Origin of the sequence: Mitsuaria sp. GD03876 (genome assembly GCF_029840635.1) — a bacterium.
GTDB lineage: Bacteria > Pseudomonadota > Gammaproteobacteria > Burkholderiales > Burkholderiaceae_C > Roseateles.
In genome coordinates, this window is sequence record NZ_JAOCCU010000002.1 from 133,337 (window position 1) to 152,235 (window position 18,899).

Sequence of the window (18,899 nt, forward strand, 5' to 3'; positions counted from 1 at the left end):
ACATTGACCGCTCACCGCCACGTTCTTGTCGAGCTCGAACGCTTTCGTCCGAGTAAAATGAGAAAAATCAAATACTTACAACGCAAACGTGGCAAGCAGCATTATAGGGGCTAAAGCCCGCAAGGCCGCCCCAGGGACTGCCCGCAGTGCCACGAGGGGTGCCAGCCCCGCCAAACCCGGCGCGAAAGCGGGTGCGAAGCCGGTTGCGAAGGCGGGTGCGAAACCCGGCGCCAAAGCAGCCCGCCCCCCCGCGCCGGGCACGGTGCCGTCGACACCGCGACGCGCCGCGGCGCCCCCGGCGCCCCCGGCGCCGGCCGTCCCCGCCGTGCCGGTCGAGACTCCGGCGGCCGCGGTGAAGCAGATCACCGTCGACGAGGGCTCCGCCGGCCAGCGCCTGGACAACTTCCTGATCCGCGAGCTCAAGGGCGCGCCCAAGACGCTGGTCTACCGGATCATTCGCTCCGGCGAGGTCCGCATCAACAAGGGCCGCTGCTCGGCCGACTCCCGGCTCGAGGTGGGCGACATCGTCCGCGTGCCGCCGGTGCGGCTGGCCGAGAAGCCGGCCGATCCCGCCGTCCCGGCCCGCGAGTTCCCCGTCGTCTTCGAGGACGACCACCTGATCGTCGTCGACAAGCCCGCCGGCGTGGCGGTGCACGGCGGCTCGGGGGTGAGCTTCGGCGTCATCGAGCAACTGCGCCGCGCCCGCCCGCAGGCGAAGTTCCTGGAGCTGGTGCACCGGCTCGACAAGGAAACCTCCGGCCTGCTGATGATCGCCAAGAAGCGCAGCGCGCTGACCCACCTGCAGGACCAGCTGCGCGACCGCGAGACCGGCAAGACCTACGCCGCGCTGGTGGGCGGCGCCTGGGCCAAGGGCAAGAAGGTCGTCGACGTGCCGCTGCTGAAGTTCGTCGGCGCCGACGGCGAGCGCTGGGTGCGGGCGGTCGCGAATCCGAAGGACCCGCAGGTCGACCAGGCCAAGCGCTCGATCAGCCTGGTGAAGGTGGCCGAGGCGCTGCCCGGCGCGAACGGGCCGGGCTACAGCCTGCTGGACGTCACGATCAAGACCGGCCGCACGCACCAGATCCGGGTGCACCTGGCCCATGAGGGCCATCCGATCGTCGGCGATCCGAAATATGGCGACTTCGAGGCCAACCGCGCGCTCGCCCGCGGCGCGCTGCGCTTCGACCGGATGTTCCTGCACGCGCGCCAGCTGCGCGTGACGCACCCCGCCACCGGCGAGACGCTGACCTTCGACGCGCCGCTGCCGCCCGAGTGCGAGACACTCCTGGCCGCGCTGCGCCGAGCGGCGCCCTGACCGCGGACCTTCCGCCCAGCCTCCACCGCCCATGCCTCAACGCTTCGACCTGATCGTCTTCGACTGGGACGGCACCCTGTTCGACTCCACCGCGCTGATCGTGCGCTGCATGCAGGCCGCCGCGGCGGACCTCGGGATCGAGCCGCCGTCGCGCGAGCGCGCCGCCTACGTCATCGGCATGGGCCTGATCGAGGCGCTGCGCCACGCGCTGCCGGGCCTGGACGCGTCGCGCTACCCGGAACTGGGCCAGCGCTACCGCCATCACTACTTCGCGTCGGCGCACGAGGTGACGCTGTTCGACGGCGTGCCCGAGCTGCTGCGCGACCTGAAGGCCCGCCACCACTGGCTGGCGGTGGCCACCGGCAAGAGCCGGCGCGGCCTGGACGAGGCGCTGGCGGCGGTGGACATGCGCACGCTGTTCGACGGCACCCGCACCGCCGACGAGACCGCCGGCAAGCCTGACCCGCGGATGCTGCTGGAGCTGATGCGCGAGTTCGGCGCCGAGCCCGAACGCACGCTCATGATCGGCGACACCACCCACGACCTGCAGCTGGCGCTCAACGCCGGCTGCCCGGCGGTGGCGGTGACCTACGGCGCGCACGCGCACGAGTCGCTGCTCGACTTCGACCCGCTGCTGGTGGCGCACGACGTGGCGACGCTGCACGCGTGGCTGCTGGCCAACGCCTGATCCGCGCGAGATCGCCCCGATGTTCCCGAGCATGACGCCCGAGCAAGTCCCGACCCCGGTGCCGCTGTGCGCCTCCGCCGAGCTGGAGGAGCGCGGCCGCGCCCACACCTTCGACGTGCTCCATTTCCGCCAGCCGGCGTCGGCCTTCGCGCTGCGCTTCGACGGCGAGGTGGTCGCCTACCTGAACCGCTGCGCCCATGTGCCGACGGAGATGGACTGGCAGGAGGGCGAGTTCCTGGACAGCCGCAAGGAATTCATCATCTGCAGCATCCACGGCGCGGTCTACCACCCGCGCGACGGCCGTTGCGTGACCGGCATGTGCGGCCGCATCGGCCTGACCAAGCTCGACGTGCGGGAGCGCGACGGGCAGGTGGTCTGGTATCCCTCCCGCGACACGCGACCCGTCTTCGAGGACTGAATGACCCATCCCCACGACACCGACAGCGGCCCGGACCACGGCCTGCCGCGTCCGATCCCCGACGCGACGCCGCGGCCCGAGGACATGCTCAAGCAGGCCGAGGCGCCCGAGGGGCCTCGCGCCTCGACGACGGCGGCGACGGCCACGGGCAGCGCCGGCGTGCCCGGCCGCTACGAGCACGTGATCGAGCAGTTCGCCCACGACTACCTGCGCGACCGCCGCAGCGACCGGCGCTGGAAGACCTTCTTCCGGCTGATCTGGGTGACGCTGGCGCTGCTGCTGGTGTGGTCGATGTTCGCGTCCAAGCACCATGGCGGCGCGGCGACCGGGCCGCACACCGCGCTGGTCGAGGTGCGCGGCGAGATCGCGCCCGACACCGAGGCCAGCGCCGAGCTGATCAACGCCGCGCTGAAGGCGGCGTTCGAGGACCAGGGCTCGCAGGCGGTGGTGCTGCGCATCAACTCGCCGGGCGGCAGCCCGGTGCAGGCCGGCATCGTCAACGACGAGCTCAAGCGGCTCAAGGCGCTGCACAACAAGAAGGTCTACGCGGTGGTGGAGGAGATCTGCGCCTCCGGCGCGTACTACATCGCCGCGGGCGCGGACGAGATCTACGTCGACAAGGCGTCGGTGGTCGGGTCGATCGGCGTGCTGATGGACGGCTTCGGTTTCACCGAGGTGATGAAGAAGGTCGGTGTCGAGCGCCGGCTGATGACGGCGGGCGAGAACAAGGGGATGCTGGATCCGTTCTCGCCGGTGACGCCCAAGCAGCAGGCGTACGCGCAGGCGATGCTCGACCAGATCCACCAGCAGTTCATCGCGGTGGTGCGCGAAGGGCGCGGCGATCGCCTGAAGGAAACGCCGGAGATGTTCTCGGGCCTGTTCTGGAACGGCGAGCAGGCAGTCAAGATGGGCCTGGCCGACGGCATGGGCAACCTGGACTACGTCGCCCGCGAAGTGGTGAAGGCCGAGGACGTCATCGACTACACGCCGCGCGACAACGTCGCCGAGCGCATCGCCAAGCGCTTCGGCGCGTCGCTGGGCGAGGGCGCGGTCAAGGCGATGCGGTCGATGGCCACGATCCGCTGAGCCGCTGATCCGTTTCTCTCCGAGGGCGGCGGCGGCGACAATCCGCCGCTGACCCTCCGCCCGACCCAGCCATCGCTCGGCAGGCCTGTTCCCGTTTCCCTGATCCCAGGACCGAACCCATGAACACTGCCTTCCGAAGCGCCGCGCTGGCGCTCGTTCCGATGCTGCTCGCGGCTTGCGCGACGCCCTCCGCTTCGACCGGCGCCGCGACCGGCGCTGCGACCGCGTCCGCGACTTCATCCGCCGCCGGCTCCGCGTCCAAGCCCGAACCCGAGTTCGTCCTGCTGGGCGAGCTCCACGACAACCCCGATCACCACCGCGCCCGCGCGGAGCAACTGCGCCGGCTGATCGCGCAGGAGCCGAAGACCGTCGTCGTCTTCGAGCAGTTCTCGCGCGGCGAGGACGCGGCCGTCGCGCAGGCGCGCCAGGCGCGGCCCGGCGACGTGGAGGCGGTCATCGAGGCCGCGAAGTTCGACCGCAAGAGCTGGCGCTGGCCGCTGCACCAGCCGCTGTTCGAGGCCGCGCTGCAGTCCGGCGCGGAAGTGCGGGGCGGCAACATCGATCGCGACCAGGTCCGCAAGATCGTCCGCGAGGGCGACGCCGCCTGGCCCGCCGACCTGCTGGCGCTGCGTGCGCGCGTCGCGTGGAACGGTACGCAGCAGGACACGTTGCGCAAGGACATCCAGGACGGCCACTGCGGCGCGATGCCCGAAGCGATGCTGCCCGGCATGGTGCAGGCCCAGCGCGCGCGGGACGCGGCGATGGCGCAGGCGATGCTCGACGCGCGGCAGGCCGGCGCGAAGCGGGTCGTGCTGATCGCGGGGAACGGGCACGTGCGGCGCGACGTGGCGGTGCCGGTGTACTTGCAGGCTGCCGGCGTGCCGGCATCGGACATCGACGCGGTGGCCTATCTCGAGCCCGGCAGCGCCGCGCCGTTCGGCGGCTACGACCACGTCGAGCGCGCACCCGCGCCGTCGCGCGAGGATCCCTGCGCGCAGTTCAAGCGCTAAGCCAGGACGACCTCGACACCCCGGCGCCGCAGCTCGCCGACGATCGCCTCGTCGGCCTCCTTGTCGGTGATCAGCATGTCGATCTGCTCGACGGTCGCGATCACGGAGAGGTTCCGCTTCATCAGCTTGGAGGCGTCCGCCACGGCCACGATCTGGCGCGCGATCTTCATCATCTGCGCGTTCAGCTGCGCCTCCAGCAGGTGCGGCGTCATCAGGCCGATCTCCGGATCCAGGCTGTCCACGCCAAGGAACAAGCGGTCCGCATAGAGGCTCTGCAAGGCCGTCACCGCTTGCGGACCGGACAGCGAGTACGAGTTCTGCCGCAGCAGCCCGCCCGGCATGATCACGTTCACCCCCGGCACCGTCGCCAGCAGCACCGCGATGTTCAGCGCATTGGTGATCACGTTCAGCGACTGCAAGCGCAGCCCGCGGATCTGCTTGGCGATCTCCTCGGTCGTCGAGCCCGAGTCCAGCAGGATCGTCTCGCCATCGCGGATCAGCTTCGCCGCCTCGACGGCGATCCGCACCTTCTGCTCGTGATGCAGCTTCTGCTTGACGCCGATCGGCACCTCCTCGGTGTCGCGGTGCGCCAGCGCGCCGCCGTGCGTGCGCAGCAGCGCGCCGGTCGCCGCCAGCGCGTTCAGGTCGCTGCGGATCGTCACCACCGAGATGCCGAATCGCTCGGCCAGCTCCTCGACCGTCACCTTGCCCTGCGCCTGCACCTGCTCCCGGATGAGCTGGCGGCGCTCGTCGATCAGCAGCGAGGCATCCGCCCGGTCGGCGGTGGGAGCGGTGGAGGAGGTGGTCATGGGAATCCGGAAGTCGTGAACTTTCGAATGATATCGACGCGGCTGCGTTCGCAAGCCCGTCGTCAGGCCTGCGGCCGTAGGCGGAAACCCGCCAGCCGCGCCGCGTACATCGCCGCGCCGAGCTCCGGCCCGAAACGCGGCGCCCTCAGCGTCGCGTTCGGCAGGTCCCGCGCCAGCGCCGCGCGCAGCGCGTCGGTCACCGCCGCGCCCGCCTCGAAGACACCCCCGGTGTAGGACACCGGCACCGCCGCGTCCGCCGGCAGCGCGAGCCGCCGCGCCACCGCGACCGCCAGCGCCGCGAGCTCCTCGCCCGCGCGCGTCAGCAGCGCGCCGGCCTGCGTGTCGCCGTCCGCCGCCGCCGCAGACACCAGCCGCGCGAACTGCGCCAGCCGGCTGCGCGCCGCGTCGCCGTTGATCGCGGCGCACAGGTCCAGGTCCTGCGCCAGCTGGAACTGCGCGCGCACCAGCGCCAGCAGCGGTCCCTCCGGCGCGCGGCCGTCGGACATGCGCGAGAACAGGCCCAGCCCCTCGCGCGCCAGCCAGTAGGCCGAGCCCTCGTCGCCGAAGACCTCGCCCCAGCCGCCGGTGCGCACGCCGCGTTCGCCCCACTGGCCGTAGGCCATGGACCCGGTGCCAGCGACCAGGCTGATGCCGTCGTCGCCGCCGAGCGAGCCCGCCCAGCTGCAGATCATGTCGTTGCCGATGCGCGCGCGCGGCAGCACGCCGTCCAGCAGCGCGTCGAACGACGGCGCCAGCGCGCTGTCCTCGCCGTTCGCCGGCAGGCCGGCGAAGGCGGAGGTGATCTGCGCCGGCGCGAGCCCCGCCAGTCGCAGCGTCTCGGCGACGCCGTCGCGCAGCAGCGCGCGCAGCGCCTCGAAGCCGATCTCGAGGTAGTAGCTGGTGGGGCCGACATGCCGCGCGAGCAGCCGGCCGTCGCCGTCCAGCAGCAGGAACGAGGTCTTCGTGCCGCCGCCGTCGATGCCGAGGAAGGCGGCGCGGTCAGGGGATCCGGAGCTCATGTCGATCAGGGGGCCGGTTGGTCGAGCGGGTGGATGACGACGCCGCTGACGACGCGCGTCACGGTGCCGGAGGCGCTCGGATTGTCCGGCGTGATGCCCAGCTTGAGCGACGCCAGCAGCGCCAGGCACTGCGCGAAGACCAGCGCCACCGGCGCCAGCGCCAGGTCGGGCGCGTTGACCGGCAGCTCGAGCAGCACGTCGTCCGCGGCCAGCGCGTCCTCGGCGTTCAGCGCCGAGGTGCTCAGCGCCACCACGCGGCCGCGGCCCTGGCGGCGCAGCTCGCGCAGCAGGTCCAGGTCGTAGCGCCGCGTGTAGCTGTCGTTGGACAGCAGGATCAGCACCAGCGTGCGGTCGTTGAGCACCGTCTTCGGGCCGTGCCGGAAACCCAGCGGCGAATCCGCCATCGCGACCAGCCGGCCGTCGGTCAGCTCCAGCATCTTCAGCGCCGCCTCCCGCGCCAGGCCCTGCAGCCCGTTGCTGCCCAGCACCACCAGCCGCTCGAACGGCTGGTCGGCCAGCGCGCGCAGGCGCTCCGGCTCGGCGGCGAGCAGCGCGCGCGCCGCGTCGCTGAGCGCCGAGACCGCCGGCAGCGCCATGCCGAAGGCCCAGGCCGCCGCCAGCAGCATGCCGGTGAAGCTGGAGGTCATCGCGAAGGAGCGGTCGTGCGTCTCGTCGGGCAGCAGCAGCACGTGGGCGCGCGCGCGCTCGCCCAGGCGGCGCGCCAGCGTGCCCTCGGCCGCGCAGGTGACCGCCAGGTGGTGGCATTCGCCGACGGTGGCGTCGGCCAGGTCGACCGCCGCCAGGCTCTCCGGGCTGTTGCCCGAGCGCGCGAAGGACACCAGCAGCGTCGGCACGTCCGGCTGCAGGCACTGCGCCGGGTTGGAGACGATGTCGGTGGTGGCGATCGCCTCGACCCGCAGGCCGGAGCGGCTGCCCAGCTGCTGCAGCAGCGCCGGCGCCAGGCATTGGCCGATGAAGGCCGAGCTGCCCGCGCCGGTCAGCACGATGCGCAGGTCGGGCTTGGCCAGCAGCGGCTGGAGGAAGTCGTCCAGCGCCGCGCGCCGCGATTGCAGCAGCGCGTGCACCGTCTTCCAGACGTCGGGTTGCTGGGCGATCTCGCGCGCGGTGTGCGCGGCGCCGCGGCGCTCGAGGTCGGCGGCATCGAAGTGGAGCAGGGTCATCGTGGCAGGTCTTGTTCTCGTGGAAGGAAGCGTCGGCGCTCAGGCGGCGCAGGCGGCGAGGTAAGGGCGCAGCGACTGCGCGGCACCGTCGCGCAGCAGTTCGGCCGGACGGTTGCGCAGCCGGCCCTCGCGGACCGCCTCGTACTGGCGCGGCAGGAACTGGCTCAGCAGCGTCAGCGGCGGCGGCGAGTGCTCCAGCCGGTCCAGCAGCGCGGCGCAGGCGGTCTGCACCGTCGGATGCGCCCAGTAGTAGCGGATGCGGTCGCTCAGGCTGTAGGCCAGGTCGACCTGCACCCGCGATGGATCCTGGTAGTAGGGCGCCCAGTGGCCGGGCTCCGCGCGCATCACGCCGAGCACCGTCTCGACCAGCCCGTCGCCGGACGCCGGCGCGCCCAGCCATTCGCGCTCGATCGCGGCCAGCGCCCACAGCGTCTCGCGCAGCGCGAAGGTCGCGCCCGGGCCCACCTTGAGGATCGCGAAGTGGTCGCGCGCCAGTTGGGCCAGCCGCTCGGGCGTCTGGTAGTCGGTGGAGTGCGCCTCGAAGACCAGGCCCGGCTGCGCCGCGATGAACGCGCTCAGCGCGCGCGCCTTCTCCGGCCGGTAGTCGATGACCTTGTGGTGGTCGAACTCGACACCGGGCTGCACCACCATCGCGATCACCCGTTCCCAGGCCGCGTCGAGCCCCGCCGCGGCGAAGGCCTCGCGGTGCAGCGCCAGCGTCGCGCCGGCCGCGTCGGGCGAGGTGACCGCCAGTTCGTCCAGGTCCTCGTGCGCGCCGCCCGGCACCGGCACCTCGGTGCCGATGACGTAGACCGGCGGCTCGCCGCGCCCGGGCGTGTCGCGCCAGGCCTGCTCGGCGGCCAGGCACAGCCGCACCGCGCGCGCGGCGATGTCGGCCTCGGGCAGCGGCACCGGGTCGTCGGCGCAGGACATCGAGCAGTCCAGGTGGATCTTGCGGAAACCCGCGGCGACGTACTGCGCCACCATCACCTCGGCCTTGGCCATCGCGGACGCCGCGTCCTGCTTGCGCCAGGCGTTCGGGCCCAGGTGGTCGCCGCCCAGGATCAGCAGGCCGGGGTCCACGCCCTCGACCTGCGCGATCGCCTCGACGAAGCGGCGGAAGTCGACCGGCGTCATGCCGGTGTAGCCGCCGTCCTGGTTGACCTGGTTCGAGGTGGCCTCGATCAGGGCCGGCCGGCCGAGCGCGCCGCATTCCCGCAGCGTCGCGGCGATGACGACCGGGTGGGCCGAGCACATCGACGGGATGCCGATGGCCGGGCCGGCCGGGGATCCGGGCGCCGACTGCTTGTGGCGCCGCACGAGATCGAGCATGAACTTCAAGGGGTGTCCTTCCTGTCGAGAAAGCGGTGGGAGGCGGGGGCGGCGGGCGGCGGCTGGCGCGGGACCGATGGCGTCAGGGCTCCGCCCGGGCCGGGGCCGGGGCGTCGCCTTCGGGTTGCAGGGCCAGCAGCAGCGCGGCCAGCAGCGCCAGCGCGACGCCGGCCAGCTTGGTGCCGCCGGGCGCGGCGCCGCTCATCGCCATCGAGGCGAGCGCCGTCAGCAGCGGCGCGCCGGCGTTGACCATCGGCGAGACGACCAGCGCCTTGCCGTAGCGGAACGCGTAGACCAGCATCAGCGCGCCGACGGCGTTGAGCAGCTGGATCAGCGCGGCCAGGCCGGGACCGTCCCAGCCCCAGGGAATGGGCTTGGAGAAGTCGGTCATCCACAGCGCCGCCGGGATGCACAGCAGCGCGCTGACGGTCATGTAGAAGAAGACGCTCTCGGCGCTGGCGGCGTTGTTGGCGGTCTTCAGGAAATAGGCCTGCAGGCCCCAGGCCAGCATCACGACCAACGCCAGCACGAACCACACGCCCAGCGCCTGGCCCTGCTGGCCGGGCTGGAAGTCGAACAACGGCAGGGCGCACAGCGCCAGCACGATGCCGGCCACGCCCAGGCGGCCGGTACGCTCCCCCAGCAGTCCGAAGGACAGCGCGATCGTGACCGCCGGCGACAGCGACACGATCGGGAAGATCAGGTAGGCCGGGCCCGACTCGACGGCGCGGAACAGCAGCATCTGTCCGCCCGCGCCCAGCAGGCCCACCGTCAGGCCCTGGACCACCGCGCGGCGGTCGCGCTGCAGCTGCCAGCCGGCGCGTGCCAGCACCACGACGGCCGGCGGGATCATCGTCAGCGCCCACACGACGTAGACCAGCGTGTCGGGAAAGCCGCGCTCGGCGGAAAGCCCCGTCAGCGCCCCCCACGCGCCCCAGAACAGGGTCGTGATCAGCGCGTAGGTCAGCCAATGTCGTTGCATGGGTCGCTTTCGTTCTTGGAAAGGGGTCGATAACTTTCGAACGAAAGAATAGGACAATGAAAGTGGAAACACAACGGAAGTTTCCGTGAGCGCCCGAAATTGGGGTGATTTCGAGGGAAAACCCGGACGACAACCCGCATCAAGCCATGGCTACAGGTGTCCAATACGCTCGATTTCTTTCGTGATTCATAAAACCGAAAGACAAAACGTCGGTAAAAACGATATGCGAAATTAATCGAAAGAACCCATAGACTTGCGTCGATCCGGTCCAGACACGACAACAAAGGAACCTTGAGATGCGAGCTCCCCTGTCCTCCCTCCTGACCGCCGGGGTCGCGCCGCGGCCGGCGGCCGTCGCCGCGGCGATCGCCGCCGCGCTGGCCACGATGAGCGCCCAGGCGCAGGTCCAGCCGCCGGCGGCCGCCGCTTCCGCCGCGCAGCCCGACACGAAGGCCGACGCCAAGGCCAAGGACGCCGACCAGACGCTGGAGCGCGTCGAGATCACCGGCACCCGCGCCAGCCTGCAGAAGTCGCTCAACCTCAAGCGCAGCGCCAGCGGCGTGCAGGACAGCATCAGCGCGACCGAGCTCGGCCGCTTCCCTGACGACAACGTCGCCGACTCGCTGAGCCACATCACCGGCGTGTCGATCTCGCGCACCGCCGGCGGCGAGGGCCAGAAGGTCAGCGTCCGCGGCCTGGGCCCGGAATACACGCTGACGACCTTCAACAACCGCATCCTGGCCACCGACGGCGAGGGTCGCGACTTCGCCTTCGACGTGCTGCCCTCGGACATCATCAGCGGCGCCGACGTCGTGAAGTCCGCGCAGGCCTCGGTGATGGAAGGCGCGATCGGCGGCCTGGTGAACCTGCGTTCGGCCAGTCCCTTCGACCAGCCCGGCCAGCACGGCGTGCTGCGCGTCGAGGGCGATCGCAACCTGATGTCCAAGCTCAACGGCGGCAAGATCTCGGCCACCTACAGCAACACGTTCGGCAAGGAACTGGGCGTGCTGTTCGGCGTGGTCTACGCCGACCGCAAGGTGCGCACCGACACCGCCGGGTCCGAGGACGGCTGGACGCGCAACCCGATCTCCGACCCGGCCGCCAACTGGCCGGGCAATGCCTGGGGCGGCAACATCGATCCCAACGGCAACGGCGTGCTCGACCCCAATGAGGAAGGGCTGATCGGCCCGGGCCAGTTCCGCGTCGGCACGATCCAGGAACAGAAGAAGCGCACCGCGCTGTCAGGCAAGGTCGAGTGGCGTCCCACCGACGCGATCAAGGTCACCGTCGACGGCATCAAGACGCGGCTGAACTCGCCGCAGGTGGGCTACCAGCAGTCCTACTACACGCTGTTCGCGCCGGGCCGCTGGTCCAACATGCAGATCCAGAACGGCGTGGTCACCGGCTTCACGATGGACAACCCGGATCCGGACAAGCGCCTGAATCCGGAGCTGCTCAACCTGACCACGCATCGCGTGGTGGACAGCGCGGTCTACGGCGCCAACGTCGAGTGGAAGGCCACCGACACGCTGCGCTTCAACGGCGACGTGTACCAGTCGACCTCCAAGCGGCATTCCGGCGGGCAGGACACCTACACGGTGCTGCGGATGAACCAGCCCAACGTCTCGACGGTGAAGGTGGGCAGCTCCGTGATCCCGGACGTCAAGACCGTCTTCGGCGACGGCCGCGAGCTGGTCAGCGGCCTGGCCAACGGCCAGTTCGGCGCGAACGACTTCAACACCCACTACCTCGGCCTGCGGGGCGACAACATCGACGACAAGGTCCGCGGCCTGACGCTCAACGGCGCGTGGACGGTGGACCGGTTCAACGTCGACCAGATCCAGTTCGGCGTGCAATCCACGCGGCGCACCAAGAGCCGCGACCTGGTCGACAACGCGATCAACGGCGGCGAGAACTACTACTCCGACCGCTACGCGATCAACGTCGGGCAGCTCGGCGGCAACGTGCTGGACCAGCGCCTGAGCCCGCCCAACTTCATGAGCGGTGTCGGCGGCAGCTTCCCGCGCACCTTCCTGGGCTTCGACGTGCCCAACTACCTCGCGGCGCTGCAGGCCTACAACGGCAAGCCGCGTCCGGACGGCGGCACCTACGACTTCAGCCAGGCCGCGCCGGTCTGGAACCCGCTCAAGAGCTACCGCGTCAAGGAACGCACCAACTCGTTCTTCGTCGAGGCCGACCTCTCCGGCGAGCGCTGGAGCGCCGACGTCGGCGTGCGCCTGGTCAAGACCAAGACCTCGGCCACGGCCTGGGACGCCAAGATCGTCAGCCTGACCGAGAACGGCCCCTTCAACTACAGCGCCGTCTACGGCGAGCCGACGCAGCTGGGGCAGGACGCCAGCTACACCTACGGCCTGCCGTCGGCCAACTTCGTCTGGCACTTCACCGACAAGCTGCAGCTGCGCCTGGGCGCGGCCAAGACGATGGCGCGGCCGTCGGTCGAGCAGCTCGCGCCGACCAGCACCACCGAGAGCGTCGCCTGGGGCGCGTTCACGCAGGTGTACTCGGGCAACGCCGACCTCAAGCCCTACAGCGCCAAGCAGTACGACGCCTCGCTGGAGTGGTACTACGCGCGCAACTCGGCGCTGACGCTGGCGGTGTTCCAGAAGGACATCAAGAACCAGATCACGACGAGCTGGGAGACCGGCGTCGACATCGGCGTGCCGGGCCACCTGTTCAATGTGCAGCGGCCGATCAACGGCGACAAGGCCAAGGTCACCGGCCTGGAGATCGGCTTCCAGCACCTGTGGGACAACGGCTTCGGCGTGCGGGCGCAGTACACCCGCAACCGCTCCGACAGCTGGGTCGGCGGCGAGAAGCGGCCGCTGGAGGGCATCGCGCCGGCGACCTCGTCGCTGGGCGTGCTCTACGAGAAGGGCCCGTGGAGCCTGAGCGCGACGGCCGACCACACCGATGACTTCGTCACCGCGATCAACGTGATCGGCCCTGGCTTCAACGAGCGCGCCAAGGCCATCACCTGGCTGACCGCGCAGGCCTCGTACGAGTTCAACAACTGGTTGAAGGTCTCGATCGAAGGCCGCAACCTGACCGATGCCAAGCAGGAGTACACGCTGGGCAACGGCTCGATCACGCTGCCGCAGGGCTACAACCGCTGGGGCCGCGCGTTCACGATCGGCGCGAGCATCAAGTTCTGACGCCGGGTTCCCGGAGAGGACGTTGGGGGTTCCACAACCCGGGCCGCGACGCGGCCCTCCCATAGGAGAACTCATGAAACGATCGCTGATCCGCGCGCTGGCCTCCGGCCTGGCCGCCGCCGCCGCCCTGACCGTCGCCGTGGGCGCGCAGGCGCAAACCTGGTGGAAGCCGGGCGTGAACACGACCTGGCAGTGGCAGCTGAGCGGCACGCTCAACACCAGCTACAACGTCAACGTCTACGACGTCGACCTGTTCGACACCACCGCGCAGACGATCGCGCAGCTCAAGGCGCAGGGCCGCAAGGTGGTGTGCTACTTCTCGGCCGGCAGCTCGGAGAACTGGCGCGACGACTTCGGCAGCTTCAACGCCGCCGACATGGGCCAGCCGCTGGACGGCTGGGCCGGCGAGAAGTGGCTGGACACGCGCTCGGCCAACGTGCGCGCGGTGATGCTGTCGCGTCTGGACAAGGCGGTGTCCAAGGGCTGCGACGGCGTGGAGCCCGACAACGTCGACGGCTACACCAACGGCACCGGTTTCCCGCTGAGCGCGGCGACGCAGCTGGACTACAACAAGTACCTGGCCAACGCCGCGCACGGCCGCGGCCTGGCCATCGCGCTGAAGAACGATGTCGACCAGCTGGCGCAGCTCGAGCCGTATTTCGACATGGCCGTCAACGAGCAGTGCAACCAGTACGACGAGTGCGGCGGCTACTCGGTCTTCACGAGCAAGAACAAGCCCGTGTTCAACGCCGAGTACGCGTCCAAGTACAAGAAGAACACCAACGGCGCGCGCGACAAGCTGTGCACGAAGATGAAGGCCGCGAAGATCCGCACGCTGGTGTTGCCGCTGGACCTGAACGACGCCTATCGCTACAGCTGCGATTGACTTCCCTCCTCCTGATCCGATGACCGACATGACGAGAACTCCCGTCCGCGCCGCGCTGCCGGCCCTGCTGGCCGCCGCGCTCGCCGCCGCCGCGCTGACCGCTCCGATCGCCGCGAAGGCCGAGAAGGCCGGCGAGGCCCGCTACACGATGGCGGACTTCGCCAAGGTGCCCAAGATCGACGCCCACGTCCACCTGCACAACGCCGATCCGGCGTTCCTCGACGCCGCGCGCAAGCTCGGCTTCAAGGTGCTGACGATCAACGTCGATTACCCGGACTTCCCGCCGCTGGACGAGCAGCAGCAGGTGGCGATCGCGCTGCGCAAGGCCAGGCCGGCGGACGTGGCGTGGGCGGTGAGTTTCTCGTCGGAGACCTCGGACCAGCCCGGCTGGCTCGACGCGACACGACGTCGCGTCGATGCCGGCCTGCAGGCCGGCGCCATCGGCGTGAAGGTCTGGAAGAACATCGGCATGAGCCTGCGCGACAAGCAGGGCAAGCTCGTCATGATCGACGACGCGCGCTTCGCGCCGCTGTTCTCCTACTTCGAGCAGCAGGGCATCCCGCTGCTCGGGCACCAGGGCGAGCCGCACAACTGCTGGCTGCCGCTGGAGAAGATGACGGTGCTCAACGACCGCGAGTACTTCGCGCACCACCCGCAGTACCACATGGCGCTGCATCCGGAGATGCCGAGCTGGGAGGAGCAGATGGCCGCGCGCGACCGCATGGTGGCCGCGCATCCGAAGCTCAAGTTCATCGGCATGCACATGGCCTCGCTGGAGCGCGACGTGGATGAGCTCGCGGCCTTCCTGGACCGCTTCCCGCTGGCCAAGGTCGACCTGGCCGCGCGCATCGGCCAGCTGCAGGCGCAGAGCCAGCACGACCGCGAGAAGGTCCGGCGCTTCCTGATCCAGTACCAGGACCGTCTGCTGTACGGCACCGACGTCTCGCAACCGCCGCAACAATCGGGCGCTGAGTTGCTGAAGGAAGTCGAGCCGGTGTGGCGCATGCACTGGCGCTACTTCAACACCGAGGAGACGTTCAAGGTGTCCGATCTGGAAAAGCCGGTGCAGGGCCTCGGGTTGCCGCGCGCCGTCGTCGACAAGCTGTATCACCTCAACGCCGAGCGGAGCTTCCCGACCGCCTGGAAGGCGGCCCGATGACCGCCCGCCGCGCGTTCCTCCAATGGCTGGGGGCGGCTCCGGTCGCCACGCTCGCGCCGCGGCTGGCGCTGACGGCGACCGCCGGCGCCGCCGCGTCGGCGCGCGCCGCCGATCCGGGTCGCGGCCACGTGCGACTGCAGGATGACCGGCTCTCGCTGCAATTCGACGAGCGCATGCGCAGCCGGATCGTCCGGCTCGGCGGCGCGCGTCCGCTGGCGCTGACCGATTTCGACGCGGGCGAGCAGCTCGTGTTGTCGATCCCGAAGCCCCCCGCGGCTGGCGCGGCGGCCGTCGTGCTGGGCGCGGAAGCGGCGGGCGCTCCGGCGCCGACGATGCCCCGCACGCTCGACCGCTTCGTGCTGGCGAGCGCGGTGCCGGGCAGTGGCGCGACGCCGTTCGGCCCCGGCCAGCGGCTGGCGCTGAGCGGCCGGGCCGAGGGCGCGGCCGTCGAGAAGACGGTGACGGTGACGCTGCTCGACGAGCATCCCGGCGTCGCGCTGATCGAGGTGGCCTTCATCAACCGCGGCGACAAGCCGCTGGCGATCCAGGGCTGGACGGTCGCGTCGCACCGGCTGCTGGCCGCGCCGCGGCACGCGGGCGGGTGGTGGACCTACTCGGGCTCGACGCACACCGACCGGCGCGACTGGATGCAGCCGGTCAAGCGCGGCTTCGAGCAGCGCAACTTCCTGGGCATGGATTCGTCGGACTACGGCGGCGGCACGCCGCTCGTGGACGTGTGGCGGCGCGACCTGGGGGTCGCGGTCGGCCACCTGGACACCCTGCCGCGCCTGGTCTCGCTGCCGGTGAAGGCGGTCGGCGACCAGGTCGACGTGGCGATGCGCGGCGACGAGCCGCGCACGCTGGCGCCGGGCGAGACGCTCGCCCTGCCGCTGGCCTTCATCGCGGTGCACGAGGGCGACTGCTTCGTGCCGCTGGACCGCTACCGGCGTCTGATGAACGCGCAGGGCCTGGCCGCGCCGGAGCCGCCGCGCAGCGCGCACGACGCGGTCTGGTGCGCCTGGGGCTATGAGCGCGACTTCTCGCTCGAGCGCGTGCGCGCGACGCTGCCGAAGGCGCAGGAGCTCGGCCTGAAGTGGGCGGTGCTGGACGACGGCTGGCAGCGCGCGACCGGCGACTGGTTCGACATCGACCTCAAGAAGTTCCCGCGCGGCGAGGAGGACATGAAGGCGCTGGTCGCCGACATCCACGCGCGCGGGATGAAGGCGCGGCTGTGGATCGCGCCGCTGGCGGTGGCGCCGGGCAGCGACGAGCTGCATGAGCACGCGGACCTGCTGCTGCTGGACCAGAACGGCGCGCCGCAGATGATCACGTGGTGGAACTGCCTCTACCTGTGCCCGGTGGCCAAGGAGACGCAGGCGCGCACCGCGGCGATGTTCCGCAAGATCCTCCAGGACTGGGGTTTCGACGGCGTGAAGATCGACGGCCAGCACCTCAACGGCGTCGCGCCGTGCTTCAACCCGAAGCACGCGCACGCGAAGCCGGAGGACTCGTACGAGCGCATGGCCGACTTCTACCGCGCGATGTTCGAGGCCGCCCATGCGGTCAATCCGGAGGCGGTGGTCGAGGTCTGCCCCTGCGGCACGAGCTACGCGTTCCACAACATGCCGTGGATCGACCAGGCGCCGGCCTCGGACCCGCTGTCGAGCTGGCAGGTCCGGCACAAGGGCAAGGCGCTGAAGGCGCAGATGGGGCGGTGGTCGGCCTACGCGGGCGATCACGTCGAGCTGTCGACCGGCGGGACGGACTTCGCGTCGTCGGTCGGTGTCGGCGCGGTGGTGTCGACGAAGTTCACCTGGCCGGAGGACCCAAAGCCCAAGGATTCCTTCCTTCTGACGCCGGAGCGGGAGACGCACTGGCGCAAGTGGATCGCGGCGCACAACGCAAAGGGGCTGTCCGACGGCGTCTATCGCGGCGAGCTCTACGACATCGCCTTCGACAAGCCGGAGACGCACGTCGTCGAGAAGAACGGGGCGATGCATTACGCGTTCTACGCGCTGCGCTTCGACGGCGCAGTGACGCTGCGCGGGCTCGGCCCGGGCACGTGGCGGATCCGGGACTACGTGAACGGCGTGGACCTGGGGCGTGTCGACGCGGCGAAGCCGACGCTCAAGGTGAGCTTCAAGGACAACCTGCTGATCGAGGCGGTGCTGGAGAGCGCGGTGGAGCGCCCGCTGGCGCGCGCGTCGCGGCTGCCGTCACGGCTGGTCGGGCGCGACGGATTCGCGCTGGCCTCGGCATGGGAGGACGCGCCGGCGATGTTCTTCGCGCACGACTGGCGCGGCCGGCCGCTGGCCGGGACGCAGTCGACGCGGGTGCAGCTGATGCATGCCGACGGCGCGCTGCACCTGCGGTTCAGCAGCCGCTACAACGCGCTGACGACCTTCGAGCGCGAGGCGTCCACGACGGCGATCTGGCCGCTGTGGGAGCGCGACGTGGTGGAGGTGTTCCTGCAGGCGCCGCAGGACGCGGGGACGGACCGCTACCGCGAGGTGGAGGTGTCGCCCAACGGGCTGCTGATGGACCTCGAGGTGCGAGGCCAGGGGCGCAAGCGCTTCGTCGGCGAGAGCCGGGCTCGGACGGCGGTGGACGCGGTCCACCGGATGTGGACGGCGGAGCTGGTGGTGCCGATGCCGCGAGGAACGCAGCCGCTGGATGGATGGCGGATCAACCTGTTCCGCATCGAGGGCAACAAGGAAACGCGCCAGTTCAGCGCATGGAACCCGACCGGCAGCGAGAAGCCCAACTTCCACGTGCCGGCGGCGTTCGGGCAGCTGCGGCTCGAGCGAGCCTGACGCGACGAAGTCCTCGACGAAGTCCTCGATCCGGAGTCGGCGGAAGCCGGGCCGGGGGCGACGACTTTTGGAGCCTGCGAGAAGTAGGAGGAGCCCCCGGCCCGGCTTTCGCTGACGGAGCCGGGGAGCCAAGAGCGCCCAGAGCCCTCAAGCCCCCGCCGCCACCTTCTTCGCGCCTTCGACGGCCTTCTTCGTCTTCACCGGCTCCGGCAGGTCCTTGGCCGCGAGCATCCGGGCCTGCGTGACCAACTGGTTGTGCGCGTCCAGGAACGCCGCGGCGATGACCTTGCCTTCGTTGCTGTTGGCCCAGCCCGCACCCGCGGCGCCGCCGAGCTTGCCCAGCACCAGTCCGCCCATGCCGAGGTCGGTCACGCGCACCGAGCCGGTGGCGGCCGCGACCTGCTCGGTGGTCTCGTTGTCGGTCAGCAGCAGCGCCACCTGCGCTTCCTTGAGCTTGATGTGCTCGGCCGCGCCGACGAACTTGTTGAGCACCGGGATCATTCCCAGGATGCCGCCGACCTGGCGGCCCGCGTCCTGCTCGCTGAAGGTCAGGCTCGGGATCAGCGTGTACTGCGCCTCATAGCCCTTGCCCTTGTGCACGGTGGAGCCTTCCTGGCGCAGGATGCCGGCGTCCTTGAGTTCCTGCTCCTTGATCGTGGCGCGCAGGCCTGAATTGCGGTCGACCACGCGGAAGCAGCCGCTTTGCTGCGCGAGCAGGCGCACCAGCGGCAGCGGCGAGTTCGGCAGGCCATTGGGCGCGCTGATCGTGTAGCCGTTGGGGTTCTCCATCAGCGACAGCGTCGCCACCGGCGCATCGCACTTCATCAGTTCGCGGTTGGCGTTGTGGGCGCCCGCCGGTCCGGCCGAGCCGGTGATCTCCGAGCTGCCTTCGCCGAGCGTCGCGCCCTGCTTGCCGCATCCGGCGAGCAACGCCACCGCGGCGCAGACGGCCAGGGCCGCGCCCGCGCGGGGAAGGGAAGTGCCGATGAATGCGAACGAGCGCGCGTGTGCCATGCCGATCTCCTGAG

General features: G+C 70.6%; 15 protein-coding genes. 9 read left to right on the forward strand and 6 right to left on the reverse strand.

Annotated elements, in window-relative coordinates:
- The first annotated feature begins 352 nt into the window (after window positions 1-352).
- The 5 genes from N5D62_RS02085 to N5D62_RS02105 all read left to right on the forward strand — a co-directional run bounded on the left by N5D62_RS02085 (window position 353) and on the right by N5D62_RS02105 (window position 4,517).
- Window positions 353-1,315, forward strand: coding sequence for an RluA family pseudouridine synthase (locus N5D62_RS02085; protein ID WP_279755769.1), 963 nt, complete (start codon window positions 353-355; stop codon window positions 1,313-1,315).
- A 31-nt stretch (window positions 1,316-1,346) separates the two neighbouring features.
- Window positions 1,347-2,003, forward strand: a complete 657-nt coding sequence (locus N5D62_RS02090) for an HAD-IA family hydrolase (RefSeq protein ID WP_279755770.1) — start codon at window positions 1,347-1,349, stop codon at window positions 2,001-2,003.
- A 31-nt stretch (window positions 2,004-2,034) separates the two neighbouring features.
- On the forward strand, window positions 2,035-2,421 hold the full coding sequence (locus N5D62_RS02095) for a Rieske 2Fe-2S domain-containing protein (protein ID WP_279755771.1): 387 nt from the start codon (window positions 2,035-2,037) through the stop codon (window positions 2,419-2,421).
- Between the two features lie 84 nt (window positions 2,422-2,505).
- On the forward strand, window positions 2,506-3,507 hold the full coding sequence (locus tag N5D62_RS02100) for a S49 family peptidase (protein WP_279755931.1): 1,002 nt from the start codon (window positions 2,506-2,508) through the stop codon (window positions 3,505-3,507).
- A 119-nt stretch (window positions 3,508-3,626) separates the two neighbouring features.
- Window positions 3,627-4,517: a ChaN family lipoprotein gene (locus N5D62_RS02105; protein ID WP_279755772.1), complete on the forward strand. Its 891-nt coding sequence runs from the start codon at window positions 3,627-3,629 to the stop codon at window positions 4,515-4,517.
- Here N5D62_RS02105 and N5D62_RS02110 read toward each other — a convergent pair.
- The 5 genes from N5D62_RS02110 to N5D62_RS02130 form a co-directional block, all read right to left on the reverse strand.
- Window positions 4,514-5,326: a DeoR/GlpR family DNA-binding transcription regulator gene (locus N5D62_RS02110; RefSeq protein WP_279755774.1), complete on the reverse strand. Its 813-nt coding sequence runs from the start codon at window positions 5,324-5,326 to the stop codon at window positions 4,514-4,516. The genes N5D62_RS02105 and N5D62_RS02110 overlap by 4 nt on opposite strands.
- Window positions 5,327-5,388: 62 nt before the next feature.
- Window positions 5,389-6,345: a BadF/BadG/BcrA/BcrD ATPase family protein gene (locus N5D62_RS02115; RefSeq protein WP_279755775.1), complete on the reverse strand. Its 957-nt coding sequence runs from the start codon at window positions 6,343-6,345 to the stop codon at window positions 5,389-5,391.
- Window positions 6,346-6,350: 5 nt separating this feature from the next.
- On the reverse strand, window positions 6,351-7,526 hold the full coding sequence (locus N5D62_RS02120) for an SIS domain-containing protein (protein ID WP_279755776.1): 1,176 nt from the start codon (window positions 7,524-7,526) through the stop codon (window positions 6,351-6,353).
- Between the two features lie 39 nt (window positions 7,527-7,565).
- Window positions 7,566-8,858, reverse strand: a complete 1,293-nt coding sequence (locus N5D62_RS02125) for a D-tagatose-bisphosphate aldolase, class II, non-catalytic subunit (protein ID WP_279755933.1) — start codon at window positions 8,856-8,858, stop codon at window positions 7,566-7,568.
- An 82-nt stretch (window positions 8,859-8,940) separates the two neighbouring features.
- The gene (locus tag N5D62_RS02130) at window positions 8,941-9,840 is read right to left on the reverse strand and encodes a DMT family transporter (protein WP_279755777.1); all 900 of its coding nucleotides are present in this window, start codon (window positions 9,838-9,840) and stop codon (window positions 8,941-8,943) included.
- A gap of 296 nt (window positions 9,841-10,136) precedes the next feature.
- On the opposite strand from N5D62_RS02130, the gene N5D62_RS02135 reads away from it, so the two are divergent.
- The 4 genes from N5D62_RS02135 to N5D62_RS02150 all read left to right on the forward strand — a co-directional run bounded on the left by N5D62_RS02135 (window position 10,137) and on the right by N5D62_RS02150 (window position 17,871).
- The gene (locus N5D62_RS02135; protein ID WP_279755778.1) at window positions 10,137-13,013 is read left to right on the forward strand and encodes a TonB-dependent receptor; all 2,877 of its coding nucleotides are present in this window, start codon (window positions 10,137-10,139) and stop codon (window positions 13,011-13,013) included.
- Window positions 13,014-13,086: 73 nt separating this feature from the next.
- Window positions 13,087-13,899: an endo alpha-1,4 polygalactosaminidase gene (locus N5D62_RS02140; RefSeq protein WP_279755779.1), complete on the forward strand. Its 813-nt coding sequence runs from the start codon at window positions 13,087-13,089 to the stop codon at window positions 13,897-13,899.
- 28 nt (window positions 13,900-13,927) lie between these two features.
- Window positions 13,928-15,058, forward strand: a complete 1,131-nt coding sequence (locus N5D62_RS02145; protein WP_279755780.1) for an amidohydrolase family protein — start codon at window positions 13,928-13,930, stop codon at window positions 15,056-15,058.
- Window positions 15,055-17,871, forward strand: coding sequence for an alpha-galactosidase (locus N5D62_RS02150; RefSeq protein ID WP_279755781.1), 2,817 nt, complete (start codon window positions 15,055-15,057; stop codon window positions 17,869-17,871). Before N5D62_RS02145 ends, N5D62_RS02150 begins: the two co-directional genes overlap by 4 nt.
- Before the next feature lie 147 nt (window positions 17,872-18,018).
- On the opposite strand, the gene N5D62_RS02155 is transcribed toward N5D62_RS02150, so the two are convergent.
- Window positions 18,019-18,885 carry a CsgG/HfaB family protein gene (locus N5D62_RS02155; protein ID WP_279755782.1) on the reverse strand — a complete coding sequence of 289 codons (867 nt, stop codon included), beginning with the start codon at window positions 18,883-18,885 and terminating at the stop codon, window positions 18,019-18,021.
- Between the last annotated feature and the right edge of the window lie 14 nt (window positions 18,886-18,899).